Origin of the sequence: Agrilactobacillus fermenti, assembly GCF_021030645.1 — a bacterium.
Lineage (GTDB): Bacteria > Bacillota > Bacilli > Lactobacillales > Lactobacillaceae > Agrilactobacillus > Agrilactobacillus fermenti.
The window spans coordinates 30,185-49,857 of sequence record NZ_JACGCJ010000009.1; the positions used below are offsets into that span (position 1 = coordinate 30,185).

Below are 19,673 nucleotides of genomic sequence, written 5' to 3' on the forward strand. Positions count from 1 at the left end.
GATTTTATGTCATCTTATTTACTTCTAACTGAACACTCAATACAGAATCACAATACTGGAAACCAACCACAAAGTAAAGTATTTTTCATGACATTTATTAAAATATAATTCCTGCCAATTGGAGGCTAAATCGATGAAACTGGAAAAATTAAACAATGAAGCTTTGGGTCAAATGAGTCAAAAGATTCGTTATGATATCACGACTGCTTTAGATATCCCTTACTATAGTAATCCCTATGATGACACGAGTAATTTTACCGGTGACAGTTCAACAAAAAGACTTGAGCTTCAGGTAAATTTACTGCTAGATGGTCAAACTGATCGCGCCATCAGTTTTTATGGTGAGCCCACCACGGACCAAAAATTAGGTGATGATGCCAGTGGTTATGTCACTTTTGCGGGTGAGAAAACTTATCTGTTTATTTCAGATAGTTATGCTAATACGTTTTTGATTCTGATTGAAAACGGTAAAGTTATCAAAAATTATCAGTTTCAGCAGCAAATTTATTCTGGACCTGAAATGATTGCACTCGTCCGTCAATTGGAAATCAATCCCATCAACGAGTAGTTTAACAATGCGAATCTGTACCACAAAAAAGGAGCCCCTGGCATAAAATAATGCCATGAGCCCCTTTTTAGCTTATTCAGCGTCTTTAGGATTAGCGTTCTTATCCGCAAAACCATATTTTTTGTTGAATCGATCAACACGACCATCAGCCTGTGTAAATTTCTGTCTACCTGTGTAGAAAGGATGAGAATCAGAAGAAATTTCAACACGGATCAATGGGTATTCTTTACCTTCATAATCAATGGTTTCACTTGAGTTTCTGGTTGAACCAGATACGAACTTATAGCCAGTTGCTGAATCTAAAAAGACAACTGGATGATAATCTGGATGAATGCCTTTTTTCATTATTATTTCGCTCCTTTGCCCTAAGTCATTTGCTGAGATAGAGATTAATAAGTACCATGCACATCAGTATATACTATCATGTTTTTAGACTGATCACAACAAGTTTTAAATGATTACTAGTCATCGACCATTTCAACATCGGCGCCAAGCTGCTGTAATTTATAAACAACACGATCGTAACCCCGCAAAATATTTTCAACTTTGGAGATCGTTGTCGTACCCTCAGCCATTAGACCTGCCAGCATCAAGCAAGCGCCAGCTCTGATCTCGTCTGCAGCGACTTCTGCACCTTGTAAATGATCCACATGATGCAAAATAATCACGTCATTTTCGATATTAATATTAGCGCCCATGCGAATCAGTTCAGGTATATGGCGGACCCGCTTTGGATAGATGGTATCGATCACAATGCCATCGCCTTCTGCTTTCAAGAGCAACGGTGTAATCGGCTGTTGTAGATCTGTGGCAAAACCCGGATAAGGGCTGGTTTTGATTTGAACAGCATGCAATTCCCCAGAAGGATAGACGAAAATACTATCTTCACCGACCTTCATGCTGACGCCGATTTCTTCTAATTTAGCCAAATAAGAATCCAAGTGTTCACTGATAATATTCTTGATATTGATACCATCACCGCAAATTGCGGCCATTGCTAAATAAGTTCCCGCCTCGATGCGATCAGGAATGATGGTGTGAGGATTTTTGGCGTACAAATGTGGGACTCCTTCAATTCGAATCGTATCAGTCCCAGCCCCACGGACTTTAGCACCCATATTGTTCAAGTAAGTAGCCAAGTCAATGATTTCAGGTTCTTTAGCCGCATTTTCGATACTTGTCTGCCCCTTTGCAGTCACTGCGGCTAAAATAAGATTAATTGTTGCTCCCACGGAAACCATATCCAAAAAGATCCGTGTACCCTTTAAACCATCTTCTGGCGCCGTAATGAACATAGCCCCATGTTCATTACTGACTGATGCCCCCAGTGCCTCAAAACCTTTGATATGCTGGTCAATTGGCCGCGGTCCAATATCATCACCGCCGGGCAAACCAACAATAGCGTGTCCAAAACGACCTAATAACGCACCCATAAAGTAGTATGAAGCGCGTAAACTCTTAATTTTACCATTAGGTAATGGTTTAAATTTAATATCCGTGGGATCAAGTTCTAAAGTATCAGTGGCTTCATTAAAATTTGTATGAACGTTCATTTCTTCTAAAATGGACATTAAATTATAAACATCTTTAATATGTGGCACGCCATCTAAAGTAACTTTGGTCTCTGAAAGAATTGCCGCTGGAATCAAAGCAACCGTACTGTTCTTTGCCCCGCCAATCACAACTTCGCCACTTAATTTATGGCCACCATGAATTATCATTTTTTTCATTTTACGTAATTCCTTGCATAGAAAATAGATAGAAATTCCAATAATGACACTACTATATAACTGTTTCTCAAGTAGTTGACACTATATGTAATGATATAGAAATAAACCATAAATTACAAGACACCTAAGATGAAAGATTGCTTTAAATTTTCAAAGGTTTAAAAAAACGTGCGGTACAAAGAATGAAAACATTCAATGTCCGCACGTTTTGGTTTATCTTGAGATTCTCGAATCTTAATCTGTTGCTAAACCTGAAGCAGCACCAATGAAAGACTTAAACAAGCCTTCTGGACGATTTGGACGTGACAAGAATTCTGGATGATATTGACTGGCTACAAAGAATTTCTTTTCAGGAATCTCAATGATCTCAACCAAGCGATTGTCAGGTGATACACCTGAGAACACTAACCCTTTTGAGGCTAGTAGTTCACGATATTTATTATTAAATTCATAACGATGACGATGCCGCTCTTGAATGACGGATTGACCGTCATAGGCTTTAGCTGCAACACTGCCCGGTTTCAACTTACATGGGTATAGCCCTAAACGCTGTGTACCGCCCATATTCTTAATGCCCTCTTGATCTGGCATTAAGTCGATCACATTATCTTCAATGTCTGGATCAGTTTCAGTTGTACCTGCATGCTTCAATCCAGCAACATTGCGTGCAAATTCAACGCTGGCCATTTGCATGCCTAAGCAAATACCCAAGAATGGCACATCATTTTCCCGAGCATATTTAATAGCCGCAATTTTACCTTCTAGCCCACGATTACCGAAACCACCAGGTACAAGAATCCCATCAGAGTCGTTTAACAATTCAGCAACATTATCATCGTTGACATCTTCGGCTTGAATTTTATTTAACTCAATATCCGTATCATAGACGTAGCCCGCATGTTTTAAGGCTTCAGTAATGGAAATATAAGCGTCTTGTAATTCTACATATTTACCTACTAAAGAAATCTTAGTCTTATGATGTAAGTTTTGTGCTTTTTGTTCTAATTCACGCCAAGCTGTCATATCAGCTTTTGGTGCATCGATACCTAAATAATCACAAACAATTTGGTCCATGCCTTGCGCTTGTAAGCTTAATGGCAAAGTGTACAACGTCTTAACATCTTTTGATTCGATAACCGCTTCAGCATCCACGTCACAAAAGAGCGCGATTTTATTTTTAAGTTCTTGTGAAACTGTTTTTTCAGTTCTCAAAACTAAAATGTTCGGTTGAATTCCCAAGCCACGCAATTCTTTCACACTATGCTGAGTTGGCTTAGTCTTCATTTCTCCAGCTGCGTGTAAATATGGAATCAATGTCGTGTGGATGTAACAAACATTTTCAGAGCCAACTTCAGAACGCATTTGCCGTAAAGCTTCTAGATAAGGCAAAGACTCAATATCACCGACCGTGCCACCAACTTCAGTAATGATGACATCAGAATCCGTTGTATTGGCTGCGCGCATAATTTTATCTTTGATCATATCCGTAATATGTGGAATTACTTGAACTGTGGCGCCCAAGTATTCACCTTCACGTTCCTTACGAATAACTTCCGAATAAATTTTCCCAGTTGTAACATTAGAGTATTTGTTCAAATCGTTATCAATGAATCGTTCGTAATGTCCAAGATCTAAATCGGTTTCGGCACCATCATCCGTTACGAAAACTTCACCATGTTGATAAGGATTCATCGTACCTGGGTCAACATTGATGTACGGATCAAATTTTTGCATGGTCACCTTCAAGCCGCGATTTTTTAATAAACGACCTAAAGATGCAGCAACGATGCCTTTACCTAGAGAAGAAACAACGCCACCGGTTACAAAGATATACTTGGTCATATCAAAACTCCTTCATTGTTTTTGTTGGGGAAGCTATAAAATACAAAACAAGCTCCCTATTCTAAAGAACAGGGAGCTTGTTAACCGTTTTGGCTTTACTTTTGTAAAGCGCCCAAAAAGTATAGTACAAGAAATGATTTTCATAGTCAAGCAAAAAGTTTATAGTCTTCGAAAAGCCTACTTTTGCTTGTCATCTTCAGGTGCGTCATCGCCAAAACCTTCGTTTTCACCATCGTCATCTGAATCATCATCATCGTCGCCAAATTCGGATAACTGACCTTCAATGCCATCTGGCAAATCATCATCTGCATCCGCATCTACATCGTCAATATCAGCATCAAATGCATCTAAATCATCGCTATTATCAGTGTCGTCATCGTCCGTATCGTCGAAGTCGTCATCTTCAGGATCATCATCATTGTAGTCGATCACGTCGTCGTCATCGTCCACATCAGCAAGAAAAGCGTTAACTTTCTTACGACGTTTCCGTCTTGGCACGCCATCTTCATCTTCAGGATGATTTACTTCTTCGTCAACAGAGTCATATGGATACCATTCGCGTAAACCCCAGACATTTTCACCCAGTGAAATAAAGCGACCATCGATATTCAAGTCAGTATAAAATTGAGATAGCCGACTTCTGATCTCAGTATCACTTTTACCTAGATAAGTCTGAATTGCATTTACCAAATCGGCAAAGGCAATCGGCTCGGTTTTTTGCTCTAAAATAGCGTGCGCAACTTCAATCATAGAAAGTTCGGACTTTTCTTGCCCCTTAAAAATATCTAGATCCAACCAGTACACGTCCTTTCAACAGTCTGTCTTTAATAGTAACGCTTCAAGCAGTAAAAAGCAATTGTAATTGGTAATTTCCAATATGTTGTTTCCCAGCAAATAATTGGTATTCAATATACAACTCTCCAGAAACCGGCCGATCTTTGATCCGAAAATGTAACTTAGGTGTCACTGTTTCCACTGGAATAACGCCATATGGTGTTTGATAACGCGCAATCATGCGATTGCCCAAACTAAAGAACAGTTTTAAATTAATACCGTCTTGACGCGATAAGCGTGACAATTGGACGTCTCCATTCGGCATGACTTTGATCATTACCGGTGTTTTTGCACCCGTGTCTGGGTCTACTTCAGAATAACGAAAGTATAACGTCTCCCCAATTTGAACCAACTGGCCCGGCTCATCAAAAACATGTTGGGTGGTCTCCCCTTCCTGTGCCACCTTTGTTTGTAAATGGATCTCAATTGGAATCGCACTTGTTAAATCCATAATCAACACGCCCTTTCAACAATATTATTATATGTTGCCACCGGATCAATGACAAACATTGGGTTTAAGTATCTTCTTATTTTAAGCTATAATGATAAGTATATCTTACTATAATAATGAGGCAAATTAATGAAACTACTTAATGACTATTTTAGCCAAAATCGATTCATAGTGGCAGATACTTTTTATGCGCCTAGCGAGAACTTGGCAAGTTTTGCAGACACAAATGCATTATTACAATATTGTGACCAATTCAATCAGCCAATCATTCATTTTTGGACATTGACCAATACCATTATATTGGGCATGATGGACGTCAAGCTACCCCATTTTGCCGACGCCATATCGACGCTTGAACAAGCAGGTTATCACTATTTTGTCCGCAACTCTGGCGGCCTAGCCGTAGCAAGTGATGCTGGTATTTTAAATGTCAGCCTTTTCTTGCCCAATTTTAAAACTGTCAGTATTGACGCGGCCTATCAACAGATGGTGGATTGGGTCAAAGCTACATATGATACTGAAGATCTACCAATCGAAGTTCGGGAAATTACACGTTCTTATTGTCCGGGTACATTTGATCTGAGCATTCATGGTCAAAAATTTGGCGGTATTTCTCAACGTCGCGTGCATAACGGCGTGGCCGTCATGTTATATTTGAGTGTAAATGGTGATCAAGAGCGGCGCAGCCAAACTTTGCGCGATTTTTATATCGCTGGCCTTCAAGGTCAAACCAGTAAATGGCACTTCCCTGATGTGGATCCAAAAGTCATGGCTAACATGGACACCTTATTATCTCGAGATTTACAGGTTGAAGGTGTCAAAGCGGAACTACTTCAAGTGATGTCGCAAGCGCAGCTTCTAGACCAAACTTTAGCGTTTCAAACAATTCAAACTGAGCCTGAATATCAAGCCTTTTACCAAAATGCTTTACGTAATTTAGAACAACGCAATCAAAAAGATTTAGCCCATAAATTTAGTTAGGAGCTTAGTATGAACTATACTGCCAAATTACTCCCCCGGGAGAAAGTTTTTCGTGATCCCGTTCATAATTACATTCATGTCGCTTATCAAGTGATTTTAGATTTGATTGGCACACGTGAATTTCAACGTTTACGTCGAATCAAACAGCTTGGAACTTCGTCATTCACCTTTCACGGTGCGGAGCATTCACGCTTTACCCACTCGCTGGGTGTCTATGAATTAACTCGGCAAATTTGTGATAACTTTGTCCGCAACTATCCTTCCCAACAACCTGGCGATGGTCTGTGGAATGATCATGAGCGTCTAGTTGCCCTTTGTGCCGCCTTACTCCATGACATTGGCCATGGCCCTTATTCTCATACTTTCGAACGTATCTTCGGTACGAATCATGAAGCCTGGACTGTTAAGATCATCACTTCTCCAGAAACCGAAGTGAATCAAGTGCTCCGTCAAGTTGATGCGGACTTTCCTGAAAAAGTTGCTAGTGTGATCCAAAAAACATACCCCAATCCTCAAGTCGTTCAAATGATCTCCAGTCAAATTGACGCCGATCGCATGGACTACTTGCTTCGTGATGCTTACCACACGGGCACAAAATACGGCTTATTTGACGTGACCCGTATTTTGCGGGTGATGCGCCCTTATGAAAAAGGCATTGCCTTTCAAGCGAATGGGATGCATGCCGTTGAAGATTATATCGTCTGCCGCTTTCAAATGTATCAGCAGGTTTATTTTCACCCGGTTTCTCGAGGTATGGAGGTCGTTTTGACCCACCTGCTGCAGCGGGCAAAATTTCTTTATGAAGATAAGGGCAGCCATCACATTCAAGTACCAACTTTATTGGTCCCTTTTTTTGAACAAAACTTTGGCACGGATGATTATCTTAAATTAGATGACGGTGTCTTGAATACTTATTTCACCTATTGGCTCGATAATCCCGACAGTATCTTGAAAGACTTATCCATTCGTTTTCTGGATCGTAAACCACTCAAATCGATTGCCTTTACACCAGAAACAGAAACTATTTTACCCAAAATGCGAGATTTAGTTGAGGCGGCTGGATTTGAACCTGAATATTATACCGCAATCAATGACAGCTTTGATGAACCCTATGACGCCTATGATCCAGCCAACAATAACAATCGTGCCAAACCTCAAATCGAGATCATGCAAGAAGATGGTAGCTTAAATGAACTATCTACTTTAAGCCCAATCGTTCATGCCATTGCTGGTCGTACAACAGGCGACCGCCGCTTTTACTTTCCCCGGGAAATGTTACATCCAGATGATCTTCAAATCTTCACACCAGTTTACGATGAATTCAAGCAACATGTCAGCAATAACGCCCTCAAATAAAGGAGTTTACTTATGTCAGATATAAAAATTGTTGCCATCGATATGGATGGGACTTTACTAGATGATCACCGCTTGATCTCCAAAAGAAATATTCAAGCCATTCAAGCCGCTGATGCCGCTGGCGTCCATGTTGTACTTGCCAGTGGCCGGCCATTAGCAGGTTTAAAACCCTACCTACGACAATTAGGTCTATGGACCAAAAAACGCTACACCATCACATTTAATGGTGCCTTAATTCAAGAAAACCAGACTGATGCAACTATTTTAGAACACACGCTGCCGCTATCAACTTTTCAAACCTTCGCTGATCTGGCCACAGACCTGGGCATTCATATTCATGCCGAAGATAAAGAAAAAATGTATACCCCTAATCGAGATATCAGCCCCTACACGGTTGCGGAAAGTGCTTTAGTTAATTTAACACTGCACTACCGCCACTTGACGGAATTCTCAGCCGATAAACGTTTTTCCAAAATCATGATGATTGATCTGCCAGAACTGATCAGTGCTGCAGCCTCAAAGATTCCGCAGACATTACGCGATCAATATTACATCGTAAATTCCACCCCTTATTTCTTAGAGGTCATGAATAAAGAAGTGAGCAAGGGCAAAGCTTTAGCAGAACTCGCGGATTATTTGCATGTCACTGCGGATCAAGTTATGGCCATTGGTGACGAACGCAACGATTTAAGTATGCTGACCTATGCCGCCCACAAAGTCGCCATGGCTAATGCCGTTCATCAAGTTAAAGACATCGCTAACATTCATACAACTAGCAACAACGACTCTGGCGTGGGCCAAGCCATTGAACAATACGTGCTTTAATCAAAGACATGTCAATTCAACTTCGCGAACACACTTAAAACTTATCTTTATGAACCAAAAAAGCTGGCACTTTGTGGGTGTCAGCTTTTTTAGTTCATAATATCTTGGGAGGAATATTACAAATTACTTTTTTGGGAGGAAGTAAAAAATAATAAACAACAATTCTTAACTTACAAAACATAGTTTAGTCTGAATTTGTGAATAATTTGTGAGGAAACATTTACGAATTTATTAATTCTAAGCCAATGTTTTTAACCAATTCTTAACCGCCCAACGATGTGTCGGTCGTTTTAACGCCCGCAACCCCTGAGCAATGGGTACCCAAATTAGATTGTTAAAGTCTTCCAGTGGATCTTGGATCTTTTCAAAACCAAGTGCTGCAAAGAAATAGCCAGGATTATAATAAGCTTGCTGACGAAAATGTGAGTAGAAATACTCACTTGAGCGGCCAAGATAAGACAGATCTTTCACTTCAAAACCAGCTTCTTCAACCAACTCTCGCTTTAAAGTCTGAAACTGATCCTCATCAGCTTCCATCTCACCACCAGGTAATAATAATGCCCCATTAGGCGCTGTAACTAACAGCATGCGTGACAGTTCTTGATTGGGAATAATAATATAACTGCCAATTCGAGTTTTATAGTCTAGAGCGGGATCTTTGAAGCCAAAAACAACTTCATCTTCACTTTGAAATCCGTACATCTATCTCATCACCCTCCAGTTATTCTTATTAGTGACCGCTTTTTGTCTTCTGCTGCTTAAACGTGTTCCAAAAAGCAACGTCCTCTCCTAACGACGAATCACTCAAATGGCAAAACCGCCATTTGTCGTGATTCTTGTTAGTGCTCGGCCGCTGACCGCTTTTTGTCACACTCTGTTTATTAACGAGCAATTTTTTGGCGTTTTTTCATTTCATTACTACGTAATTGACCACAAGCGGCATCGATGTCAGTTCCATGTTCCTTACGTACCACACAATTGATTCCGCCTTGCATCAGAGTATCATAGAAACGCGCGATGGCTTTTTTTGAACTACGGGCATATTGGCCGTGTTCACTGACTGGATTATAAGGAATCAAATTAACATAAGCTAATTTTTTCAGTGGCCGCAACAAAGTGACCAATTGCTTCGCTTCAGCCACATGGTCATTGACATCATTTAACATAATATATTCAAATGTAACGCGGCGATTGGTTTTATCAATATAATAATTGATGGCATCAAATAATTTTTCTAAAGGCCAAGTCCGATTGATCCGCATGATGCGACTGCGCAAATCGTTGTTAGGTGCATGTAAGGAAATCGCAAGATTCACTTGCATATCCCGGTCAGCGAATTCTTTGATTTTATTAGCTAATCCGGATGTTGAAACAGTGATATGTCGAGCGCCAATTGCTAAACCAGATTGATCTTTGATCACATCAATAAAATTCATTACGTTATCAAAATTATCAAAAGGTTCACCGATACCCATAACGACCACATGGCCCACGCGTTCACCCTTACCTTGGTCATCTAGGTTATGTTGCACCTGCATGATCTGAGCGACAATTTCACCCGCGGTAAGATCGCGTTGTTTCCGAATCAGGCCACTGGCACAGAACGTACAGCCAATATTACAGCCTACCTGTGACGTCACACATACAGACAAGCCATATTCCATATACATCAAAACCGTCTCAATCATCAAGCCGTCTTCTAACTGAAATAAATATTTAGTTGTCTTATCGCTGGCTTGTTGCACAACCAGGGGTTTTAATGGACTAAATGAAAAATTTTCAGTCAAATTAGCCACTAAGTCACTAGGTAGATTGCTCATTTCCGCAAAGCCACGGACATGCTTTTTATAAAGCCAATCCCAGATCTGTTGCCCACGATACTTCTTTTGTCCCTGATCGACTAACCATTCTGTTAACTGTGTTTTAGTAAAATCATAAATTGATGCCTTCAATGTTTGCCTCCGATGTATTGTTTAATGTTACACAAATTAAGATATGGCCTAACTATAAAAGAAATTGTATCAACTTACAATAGGGGAATTAGATAATTTACTTCACAAGATTCCGGCGTTTCCTTATACTTAACTTATAAACACGATTAATCAGGAGGATAATTATGTTAAGAGAGTTTAAAGAATTTATCATGCGTGGTAATGTCATCGACCTTGCCGTAGCAGTTATTATTGGGGCAGCATTCAATCAAATCGTCACTTCTTTGACTAAAAATCTGATCAATCCCCTTTTAGGTTTATTCGTTGGTAAGATCAATTTTTCTTTTCTCGAATTTAAAGTTGGCCCGGCTGTTTTTAAAGTGGGTAATTTTATTAACGACATTATCAACTTCATTATCATTGCTTTCATTATTTTCTTGATCGTTAAAAGTATCAATAAACTTAATGAGTTGACCAGTCGCAAAGAAGCCGATGAAGCTGAACCGGAAAAACCCACTGCTGAAGAAACTTATCTTAAAGAAATTCGGGACTTATTGAAAGATCAACAAGTTCATCAAGCGACAACAACAAGTCCAAAAGATGAGTCACCTTTAAAGTAACGACATTGCTATCTTAAAAAGAGATTTAGAAGCCAGAAAACTGGTCTCTAAATCTCTTTTTTAATAATCAGTCGTGCTTAAATTTGTCCTTATTACTCTAATTAACCATTTTTACCATGAATATGCAGTCCGCGTTTGATTACATCGAAAAAACCTAATGAGCGGACGATGTGATCTGCCGGAATATACTTGCGAATTGTACGCAACACTTTCTTAGGATCTTTAGAAGCGAACGAATAGGTCCCGTTTCGTTTTGTCTGAATGGCATAACGCGGGATCCACTTACCTTTAAACATAATTGATGCAACCACGTAATCGACTTCTGTCCAAGGAATTTGAATATTATTTCTAGCACTGCGATCATTGAAAAATTCGAAGCCTCGATCACCAATCATAATTTTGCCATAGTCAGTTAGTCCAAGATAAGAAGTTGCATTTGTTACCAAATCGACTTTTGTATTAATTGACTGAACCATTATTTTCCTCACTTTATATCATCAAATACTCATAATAATTATACGGCGTTTACTTGGGATAAGCAAAAGGACCGACGTCGTAAAAATATGCGTCGATCCTCTTAACTTTTCTAATTAAATTTTACATCAACCCAATGACGTGGAAGACAACACCAACAACGAATAAACCAAGAATAATAACAATTGGTGAAACTTTCTTCTTCAATAACCACATACAGAATAATGTTAACAATAACCCAGCGAGGCCAGGAATCAAACTATCTAAGTTATCCTGTAAAGTCGTTATCTTATGGGCTGTCAAGGATAAGCCATCATGCTGCTGCACCAAAGCTTCCTTGATTCCTTGAGCACCTTGCGGCAATTTATCCCAATGAATGTAAGCTTTGCTGTCTAGTTTAACCGTTGAGACAATCGGCGTAAATTTCACCGCTACCCAACGGTTGACCAGCGATCCTAGGATAAACATACCTAAAATAGAAGCTGTCTTCGTAACGTCCTGTAACAATCCACCGGACATATCTTCCGTAATACGAGAACCTGCTCGATAACCAAATTCTTGCGTATACCACATGAAGGCCATCCGAATAATGTTCCAAGCAACAAAGTAAATGATTGGTCCAAGAATATTCCCGGATAAAGCCATTGAAGCCCCTAAGGCCCCTAAAATTGGCCGTACCGTGAACCAGAATACTGGATCCCCAATACCGGCTAACGGTCCCATCATACCAACTTTCACACCTTGGATGGCAACATCGTCAACTGGTGCGCCATTAGCCCGATCTTCTTCAAGGGCTAATGTAACCCCTAGTACAGGTGAAGCCAAGTAAGGATGCGTATTAAAGAATTCCAGATGCCGTGTTAAAGCAGCTGCCCGGTCTTCTTTAGTTTTATATAATTTCTTGATGGCTGGAATCATTGAGAAAGCCCAGCCACCATTTTGCATACGTTCGTAGTTCCATGACCCTTGAATAAAGGTTGAACGTAAGAAAACGGAGATACGATCTCTTTTTGATAATTTAACTTCATTTGCCATTTTTATTCGCCTCCTTCTTAGTAATCATCTATGATATCGCCGACAGGATCACCGGTACCAGAACTCTTACCGCCATTACCTGAACCGCTTTGTTTCGAAAGGGCTAAGTAAATCAACGCTAGAGAAATACCAATGGCACCTAAGCCGATCAATGTGAGTTCTTTGATGGTTGCTAAGACGAAACCAATGGCAAAGAATGGCCAAACTTCACGTGTTGCCATCATGTTGATAACCATAGCATAACCTACGGCAACAACCATGCCACCACCAACGGCTAACCCATCAGTTAACCAAGCAGGCATCATACCAAGTAAATGTCTTACAGGGCCGGCACCAATAGCCAAAATCAAAACGGCTGGAATAGCAATACGTAAGCCCTGCATGATGATGGCGATAATATGCCATAAATCAACTTTGGCAATGTTCCCTTCTTTAGCAGCACTATCCATGATATGAACAATACCAGTTGCTAATGTACGGGCAATAATCGTTAATAGTAACCCGGCGACAGCTAAAGGTACGGCAATGGCAATGGCAGAGGTTACACCAGCCTTACCTTGACCGCCTAAAACAAGAATAATAGCAGATGCGACAGATGCTAAGGCAGCATCAGGGGCAACGGCGGCACCAATATTAGCCCAGCCTAGTGCGATCATTTGTAATGAACCACCTAGAATCAAGCATGGTACTAAGTCCCCGGTCACCAAACCGATCAACGTACACGCAATTAAGGGTTGATGAAATTGGAACTCATCCAAGATCCCTTCCATACCGGCTAAAAACGCCACGATGGCTACTAGGATCATTTGAATTAAATTTAAATCCATAATCGTTATTCCTCCTTTTCCTTCGAACAATAAGTGCTACTTTTGACGATTAAGTTCTTCTTGTGCCTTCTTCAAAATATCGTCCATATTACCCTTCGAATCATTCGGTACTTTACGGACATCAAAGCTGACACCGTCAGCCTTCAATTTGTTAAAGGTATCAATATCGTTTTGGTCAAAAGCAAGTACCTTATTCGGCTGAACTTTGCCAGGTGAATGGGCCATTGAACCTACATTGATAGATTTCAGTGGCACGCCACCTTCAACGGCACGTAAGGCATCCTGTGGTGTTTCGAATAATAGTAAAGCCTTTTGACCCCCAAAATGCTGATCGTCTTTAGCTAACTTGATCATTTGATCAACAGGGACAACGTGAGCCTTAACACCAGGAGGTGCCGCCTGCGTAATCAAATTTTTACGTAACTCATCTTTCGCAACTGCATCTGAAACAACGATGATCCGTGTTGGGCCTGTTTCCTTGGTCCAGGCAGTCGCAACTTGACCGTGCAACAACCGTGAATCAACCCGAGCTAAAACATATTGCATCCTACCTGGTGCCCCGGCACTAATAGGTCCAGCAGGTTCAGCAGCAGCTTCAGTCTCCTTTGGTTCAAGAGATTCTGGTCTTGGTTTGATGCCATCCCGACCAGCGCTAACTAAGTGCGCTGCAATTTCTTGTGCAGAATCCATGGTTAAACGTGACCCATATGCTTCAATCAGCATTGGTAAGTTCAATCCGGTAACGATAGCCCACTTGTCTTTATGTGCTTCAAAAAGACCATTTGCTTGATTGAATGGAGAGCCACCCCATAAATCAATCAAAAACAGGACCTCATCCTCAGGATCGAATTTGGCAATAGCCGCTTCGAGGTGTGCACGCAAGTCATCTGGGCCTTCATTAGGCATAAAGGTGACTGCTTCGACTTTTTCTTGCTCGCCAAAAATCATTTGACCGGATTGCAAGATGCCTTCAGCAAACTTCCCATGGCTTGCAAGGACGATTCCTACCATATTTGTCGCCTCCTAAGTAATTTGTGAGCGATGACTCAATATTATATTGTCTTATCAAAATAGTAATAATAGCAATAATATGAAAGTATATGATTAAGTGCATCACTACCTTTGAATATACTCACATTTCCATCATTTTGCAAGGGCTTTTACTCTTGTTGCTACGCGTTTTCATGAAAGGGTATGTACCAATTGATTCTATAACGGCTATTTTTTTAAAACTTAATTGGGTCACTGGTCGCAAGATGGAAATGAAAAAGTTATCTCCATTATTTATATTAAATTTTGATATGAAAATTAAAAAAATAAAGTCAGGCTTAAAACACCTGACTTTTACTAAAATTTACATATTAACTATATAGAATCGTCTTTTATAAGTTGGTCCCTTTAAACCGTGTTTGGAATAATGGACTAACCGGTTGATTATTGTAGATCCGTTTAATAGCCGTTCCCATCAATTCCCCCACAGAAATCTGTTCCATTTTGTCGATCATTTTTTCTGGTGGCATTTGAATCGTATCTGTGACGACTAATTTGGAAATAGCTGAATCAGAAATACGTTGAATGGCAGGTCCTGATAAAACAGGATGCGTACAACTAGCGTATACTTCCGTTGCGCCAGCATCTTTCAAAGCTTGAGCAGCTAGCGTGATTGTCCCAGCTGTATCGATCATATCATCGATAATAATGCAGCGTTTGCCTTGGACATGACCAATAATATTCATAATCTCAGCCACATTAGCTTTTGGCCGGCGTTTGTCAATAATTGCCAAAGGTGTTTTTAAGAATTTAGCAAGCTGACGTGCCCGTGTAACCCCACCATGATCTGGAGATACAACAACAGCATCTTTTTCTAAACCATTGCGCAAAAAGTAATCCGCAATCAAAGGCGCACCCATTAAGTGATCCACCGGAATATCAAAGAAGCCTTGGATTTGAGCAGCATGTAGATCGATCGTCAAAATACGGTCCGCCCCAGCTTTTTGCAGCATGTTGGCAACTAATTTTGCCGTAATCGGTTCTCTTGGCTTGGCTTTGCGGTCTTGACGCGCATAGCCATAGTAAGGGATCACGAGATTGACACTATGTGCTGAAGCACGACGTAATGCATCAATCATGATCAATAATTCCATTAAATTATCATTTACTGGTTTAGATGTGGATTGAATTAAAAAAACATCACAGCCGCGAATACTTTCATCAATATTGATTTGAATCTCACCGTCACTGAAACGGTCTACAGAAGATTTTCCAAGTGGAACGCCCACAGCATCAGCGATTTTCTGTGCCAATGGGAAGTTGGAATTAAGTGCAAATAATCTCAAATCATGTCGGGTTGCTTGTTCAGTTGTCATTATGGCCTCCAAATTCAACGTTCTATTTCCAGTCTTCACTGTTTGCTAATGGCAATTTACGCCAGTAGTCTTCTTTATTAGTTTGTCGTGAACGGGCAATTGCCATGGCATGTTTCGGAATATCATTCGTAATCGTCGAACCAGCAGCAATGAAAGAATGATCAGCGATATGGACTGGTGCAATGATATTTGAGTTACTCCCCAGAAAGGCATGGTCACCTACTGTGGTATGGAATTTTTGCACGCCATCATAATTGACAAAAACCACACCGCAGCCAACATTAATATCACTACCCAAAGTTGCGTCACCAACATAAGATAGATGCCCCACCTTAGTCCGAGCGCCAATAGAAGCCTTCTTCAATTCGCAAAAATTACCAATATGTGCCGCTGCACCAACTTCAGATTGTGGCCGTAAATGACTATTTGGCCCAATATCACTACCTTGATGCATGATGGATTGTTCAATTGTTGAGGCAGTTACTGTAACCTGATCCTCGATCGTTGAATCTACAATTTTAGAATGGGCACCAATCACGCAATGGGCACCGATTGTTGTGTGTCCCTGCAATTGCACACCTGGCTCGATCACACTATCCCGGCCAATCGTAATATCGCTATCGATATATGTACTTGCTGGGTCAATGATCGTTACCCCGTCACGCATATGTGCCTCGTTGATCCGCTGCTGCATAATCTTAGTTGCTTTAGAAAGAGCAACGCGATCGTTAACGCCCATTGACTCTTCAAATTCAGCCATTTGGTATGCTGATACAACGCCACCTTGATGGCGAATGATCTCAATTACATCGGGTAAATAATATTCATGCTGCGCATTTTCATTTTTCACTTGATGTAATGCCTTGAAAAGTGTTTGATTATCGAAACAAAATACCCCAGTGCTGATTTCATGGATATCTGCTTCCTGACTGTTGGCATCTTTTTGTTCGACGATGCGTTCAACGTTACCTAACTCATTACGCACAATACGGCCATAGCCAGTTGGATCAGGTGCTAAAGCTGTTAGCACGGTTGCCTGTGCATGCTTTTCCTCATGAAACTGGAACAGCTTCTTGAATGTTTCTGCTGTAAATAAAGGGGTATCCCCACTAACCACTAAAGTAACTCCGGTCCTATCACCAAGAATTTGTTCTGCTTGCAAAACTGCATGTCCAGTCCCCAACTGTGCTTCTTGAAACGCATATTGAGTCCGATCACCCAGAACAGCTTCTACCTTTTGGGCACCATGACCGATAATCGTAACAACTTCAGTTGGCTCTATCATTTCTACTTGGGTCAGTACATGATCAACCATTGGCTTACCACAAACCGGATGTAAGACCTTATAAAGATCAGACTTCATCCGTGTGCCTTGGCCAGCTGCCAAAATGATCGTAAATCTATCAGGCATTACCTATTTCTTCCCTTCACTTGCGTACCGCAAAAATCCATAATTGCTGTCACTATTTTACCTTAAAATCAGTGACTTCTCAATAATGTATCTAACTGTGAGCCGCATCAAGTACGTTAAAATCAGTTTGAGTCATATAACTACCGGGAACTGCTTTGATTTGATTATTGATTGCATCCAAGCTATCAATGCGAATCAATGAAGTATACGCTGGTACGGCGCGTTCACCCTCAAATTTACTTTCACCAAAGACAGCAATGCCCGCTAATTCAGCTTCAAATTCCTTGACCATGCTGACCATGCCAGAAATCGTGCCGCCGCCTTTCATAAAATCATCGACAATTAAAACATGGGCTCCTTTTTGCAAACTGCGTTTAGAGAGTTCCATTTTTTCGACCCGTTTGGAAGAACCAGAGACATAGTTCACACTGACCGTCGAGCCCTCAGTAATCTTAGAGTCACGGCGAACGATCACAAATGGCTTATTCAAGTAATAAGCCACACTTTGAGCAATTGGGATCCCCTTTGTCGCAATAGTCATGACCACATCAACCTGTTTTTTTGCATATTGACTTGCAACTAAACGGCCAACTTGTCGTAAAACTTCTGGCTCACCTAGCAAGTCAGATAAATAAACGTAACCACCGGGTAAAACCCGCTCTGGCGCTGAAATACGCGTACTCATTTCATTCAAAAACTGCTCAGCCGTTGATTGGTCCACCGTTGGAATGTAGCGCACACCACCAGCAGCTCCTGGCACAGTCTCCAGAATACCCGTGCCTTGTTTTGCAAAGGTATTTCGAATAATCGTCAAGTCTTCACTAATTGATGACTTAGCTGAGTCAAAAGCCTCTGAGAAAAAAGTCAAGGGCACCAAGGTATGGGGGCGTTCTAACAAGTATCGTGTCATTTCAATGACACGATTGCTTCTACGTACTTTCATACTAAATCTCCTTTGCAACAAAACGATTGAAATATATCTACGCATCAATAAAATGACCGTATACATTATACGTGTTTAGTCCGCAAATTCCTAGCAAAATTTAAAATAATAAAAGACATTGTTCGGTTTCTACAATGTCTTCAGTCGTTAGTTAATTGGTAAGGCCGCAATAAATAGACTTGCTCACAAAATCCTCGCATGCTGTTAAATATATGTTTCGCTCGGCTATAACTATGGCATAAACCGAAAACTGTCGGACCGCTGCCTGACATACCGGCGGCATCCGCACCAAACTGTAGTAACTTTTGCTTCAAATAGCCAATTTCAGGGTGTTGCTGACCAGTTGTCGTCTCTAACACATTGCGTACTTGAGCTGTAAGCAACGGATAATTATTTTCCTTTAGAGCTTTGATAAGTTGTCTTGTATCAGGCCGATATCCTAGTTTCTGAAGATCAAGGCCACGTAAAATATGCCGTGTTGAAACTGAAAAATCAGGTTTCACAACAACATAATATAATTTCAAGTCGGTTTGTAAAGGACGCACAATATTGCCCTGCCCAGAAACATGGGCTAAACGTGAAAATACACAATAGGGCACATCCTCATCTAAAGCCAAACTTAAATCAGCCAAATATTGTTCTGAAAGATTTAACCGCCAAAGCTGGTTTAACCCACGTAAAATAGCCGCTGCATCACTACTGCCACCACCAAGGCCAGCAGCTACCGGAATATGTTTCTCAATAAAAATTGAAACGCCTTGTTTGATTTGGTATTTACGCTGCAAAATACGTGCTGCTTGATAGGCCAAGTTACGATGATCTTTTGGCAGATAATTCTTGTCTGTGGTTACGACGATCTGATCGTCTTGACGTGGCGTCAGATGGATATAATCAAAAAGATTCAACGAGGTCACGACCATCGACCATTTGAATATATTGGTCGTTACGCGGCCCAATATATCGATTGATAAATTCAGTTTTGCCGGTGCCAAAAAAACTTTTTCCATGGGCTCACCAACATTCCTTAATTATTCTTGCCATACATTATAGCGTAAATACAAACAGGACACTACCTAAAATAAATCGGTTTCAAATGATCCCAAAAAAAGACTAGACAAAAGTTGAACTCTGTCTAGTCTTTTAATATTTAAAAATAATTCAATTACAATGTCATTCAAGGTGCTTAGTTCTATCGTTTGAGTTATGCGTCTGTCTGCTTACTTTGGTCATCATCAAAATTGATTTTGATCGTTTTCGTTAGCAAATCTGCGTAACTATACGAAACACGTTCAAAAGCATTTTCTGTTTGATCCAAATCAACCACAAATACGGAAGGATAGGTTTCTTTTAATGTACCCTTGCGGCGTGTGATCTTCTTTCTACCTGCTTGTGCAACAACTGTTAGATTATGTCCAACTTTGCCATCAAGATTATGCTTAATGCTAGCTAATGTAATTGGCATGCACTCACCCCTCAAAA

At 40.5% G+C, this 19,673-nt stretch carries 21 protein-coding genes; 5 read left to right on the forward strand and 16 right to left on the reverse strand.

Annotation, left to right across the window (positions count from 1 at the left end; translation table 11 throughout):
- Positions 1-133 precede the first annotated feature (133 nt).
- Positions 134-568 (forward strand): hypothetical protein, encoded by a 435-nt coding sequence (locus FHQ08_RS04440; RefSeq protein ID WP_230913190.1) that lies wholly within the window; start codon positions 134-136, stop codon positions 566-568.
- A gap of 72 nt (positions 569-640) precedes the next feature.
- Here FHQ08_RS04440 and FHQ08_RS04445 read toward each other — a convergent pair whose 3' ends face one another.
- The 5 genes from FHQ08_RS04445 to FHQ08_RS04465 form a co-directional block, all read right to left on the reverse strand.
- A complete protein-coding gene (locus FHQ08_RS04445) occupies positions 641-913 on the reverse strand; it encodes a type B 50S ribosomal protein L31 (RefSeq protein WP_230913191.1) in 273 nt (90 codons plus the stop codon).
- 116 nt (positions 914-1,029) lie between these two features.
- Entirely contained in the window at positions 1,030-2,298 is a 1,269-nt protein-coding gene (locus FHQ08_RS04450) for a UDP-N-acetylglucosamine 1-carboxyvinyltransferase (RefSeq protein ID WP_230913192.1), read from the reverse strand.
- Between the two features lie 234 nt (positions 2,299-2,532).
- Positions 2,533-4,140 carry a CTP synthase gene (locus tag FHQ08_RS04455; RefSeq protein ID WP_230913193.1) on the reverse strand — a complete coding sequence of 536 codons (1,608 nt, stop codon included), beginning with the start codon at positions 4,138-4,140 and terminating at the stop codon, positions 2,533-2,535.
- A gap of 177 nt (positions 4,141-4,317) precedes the next feature.
- Complete coding sequence (gene rpoE, locus FHQ08_RS04460) at positions 4,318-4,935, reverse strand: DNA-directed RNA polymerase subunit delta (RefSeq protein ID WP_407929181.1); 618 nt, start codon at positions 4,933-4,935, stop codon at positions 4,318-4,320.
- Positions 4,936-4,978: 43 nt separating this feature from the next.
- Positions 4,979-5,425: a DUF1934 domain-containing protein gene (locus FHQ08_RS04465; protein WP_230913194.1), complete on the reverse strand. Its 447-nt coding sequence runs from the start codon at positions 5,423-5,425 to the stop codon at positions 4,979-4,981.
- 129 nt (positions 5,426-5,554) lie between these two features.
- Between FHQ08_RS04465 and FHQ08_RS04470 the strand changes: the two genes are divergently transcribed.
- The 3 genes from FHQ08_RS04470 to yidA are packed head-to-tail and all read left to right on the forward strand — an operon-like array spanning position 5,555 to position 8,587.
- Positions 5,555-6,406: a lipoate--protein ligase family protein gene (locus FHQ08_RS04470; protein ID WP_230913195.1), complete on the forward strand. Its 852-nt coding sequence runs from the start codon at positions 5,555-5,557 to the stop codon at positions 6,404-6,406.
- A 9-nt stretch (positions 6,407-6,415) separates the two neighbouring features.
- Entirely contained in the window at positions 6,416-7,762 is a 1,347-nt protein-coding gene (locus FHQ08_RS04475; RefSeq protein ID WP_230913196.1) for an HD domain-containing protein, read from the forward strand.
- A gap of 12 nt (positions 7,763-7,774) precedes the next feature.
- Positions 7,775-8,587, forward strand: a complete 813-nt coding sequence (gene yidA, locus FHQ08_RS04480; RefSeq protein ID WP_230913197.1) for a sugar-phosphatase — start codon at positions 7,775-7,777, stop codon at positions 8,585-8,587.
- 237 nt (positions 8,588-8,824) lie between these two features.
- Here the strand turns inward: yidA and FHQ08_RS04485 are convergent, their stop codons facing one another.
- Entirely contained in the window at positions 8,825-9,289 is a 465-nt protein-coding gene (locus FHQ08_RS04485; protein ID WP_230913198.1) for an NUDIX hydrolase, read from the reverse strand.
- 179 nt (positions 9,290-9,468) lie between these two features.
- On the reverse strand, positions 9,469-10,539 hold the full coding sequence (gene rlmN, locus FHQ08_RS04490) for a 23S rRNA (adenine(2503)-C(2))-methyltransferase RlmN (RefSeq protein WP_230913199.1): 1,071 nt from the start codon (positions 10,537-10,539) through the stop codon (positions 9,469-9,471).
- A 164-nt stretch (positions 10,540-10,703) separates the two neighbouring features.
- Between rlmN and mscL the strand changes: the two genes are divergently transcribed.
- Positions 10,704-11,138 (forward strand): large-conductance mechanosensitive channel protein MscL, encoded by a 435-nt coding sequence (gene mscL, locus FHQ08_RS04495; RefSeq protein ID WP_230913200.1) that lies wholly within the window; start codon positions 10,704-10,706, stop codon positions 11,136-11,138.
- 101 nt (positions 11,139-11,239) lie between these two features.
- Here mscL and FHQ08_RS04500 read toward each other — a convergent pair whose 3' ends face one another.
- The 9 genes from FHQ08_RS04500 to FHQ08_RS04540 form a co-directional block, all read right to left on the reverse strand.
- A complete protein-coding gene (locus tag FHQ08_RS04500; protein ID WP_230913201.1) occupies positions 11,240-11,614 on the reverse strand; it encodes a DUF956 family protein in 375 nt (124 codons plus the stop codon).
- Between the two features lie 121 nt (positions 11,615-11,735).
- Entirely contained in the window at positions 11,736-12,647 is a 912-nt protein-coding gene (locus FHQ08_RS04505) for a PTS system mannose/fructose/sorbose family transporter subunit IID (RefSeq protein WP_230913202.1), read from the reverse strand.
- 17 nt (positions 12,648-12,664) lie between these two features.
- A complete protein-coding gene (locus FHQ08_RS04510) occupies positions 12,665-13,474 on the reverse strand; it encodes a PTS mannose/fructose/sorbose transporter subunit IIC (protein ID WP_230913203.1) in 810 nt (269 codons plus the stop codon).
- A 36-nt stretch (positions 13,475-13,510) separates the two neighbouring features.
- Positions 13,511-14,485, reverse strand: a complete 975-nt coding sequence (locus FHQ08_RS04515; RefSeq protein ID WP_230913204.1) for a mannose/fructose/sorbose PTS transporter subunit IIA — start codon at positions 14,483-14,485, stop codon at positions 13,511-13,513.
- A 371-nt stretch (positions 14,486-14,856) separates the two neighbouring features.
- Complete coding sequence (locus tag FHQ08_RS04520; protein WP_230913205.1) at positions 14,857-15,840, reverse strand: ribose-phosphate diphosphokinase; 984 nt, start codon at positions 15,838-15,840, stop codon at positions 14,857-14,859.
- A 22-nt stretch (positions 15,841-15,862) separates the two neighbouring features.
- Positions 15,863-17,251, reverse strand: coding sequence for a bifunctional UDP-N-acetylglucosamine diphosphorylase/glucosamine-1-phosphate N-acetyltransferase GlmU (glmU, locus tag FHQ08_RS04525; protein WP_230913206.1), 1,389 nt, complete (start codon positions 17,249-17,251; stop codon positions 15,863-15,865).
- A 91-nt stretch (positions 17,252-17,342) separates the two neighbouring features.
- Complete coding sequence (gene purR, locus FHQ08_RS04530) at positions 17,343-18,194, reverse strand: pur operon repressor (RefSeq protein WP_230913207.1); 852 nt, start codon at positions 18,192-18,194, stop codon at positions 17,343-17,345.
- Between the two features lie 140 nt (positions 18,195-18,334).
- Entirely contained in the window at positions 18,335-19,201 is an 867-nt protein-coding gene (gene ispE / locus FHQ08_RS04535) for a 4-(cytidine 5'-diphospho)-2-C-methyl-D-erythritol kinase (RefSeq protein WP_230913208.1), read from the reverse strand.
- Between the two features lie 194 nt (positions 19,202-19,395).
- Positions 19,396-19,656: a Veg family protein gene (locus tag FHQ08_RS04540; protein WP_230913209.1), complete on the reverse strand. Its 261-nt coding sequence runs from the start codon at positions 19,654-19,656 to the stop codon at positions 19,396-19,398.
- Positions 19,657-19,673 lie beyond the last annotated feature (17 nt).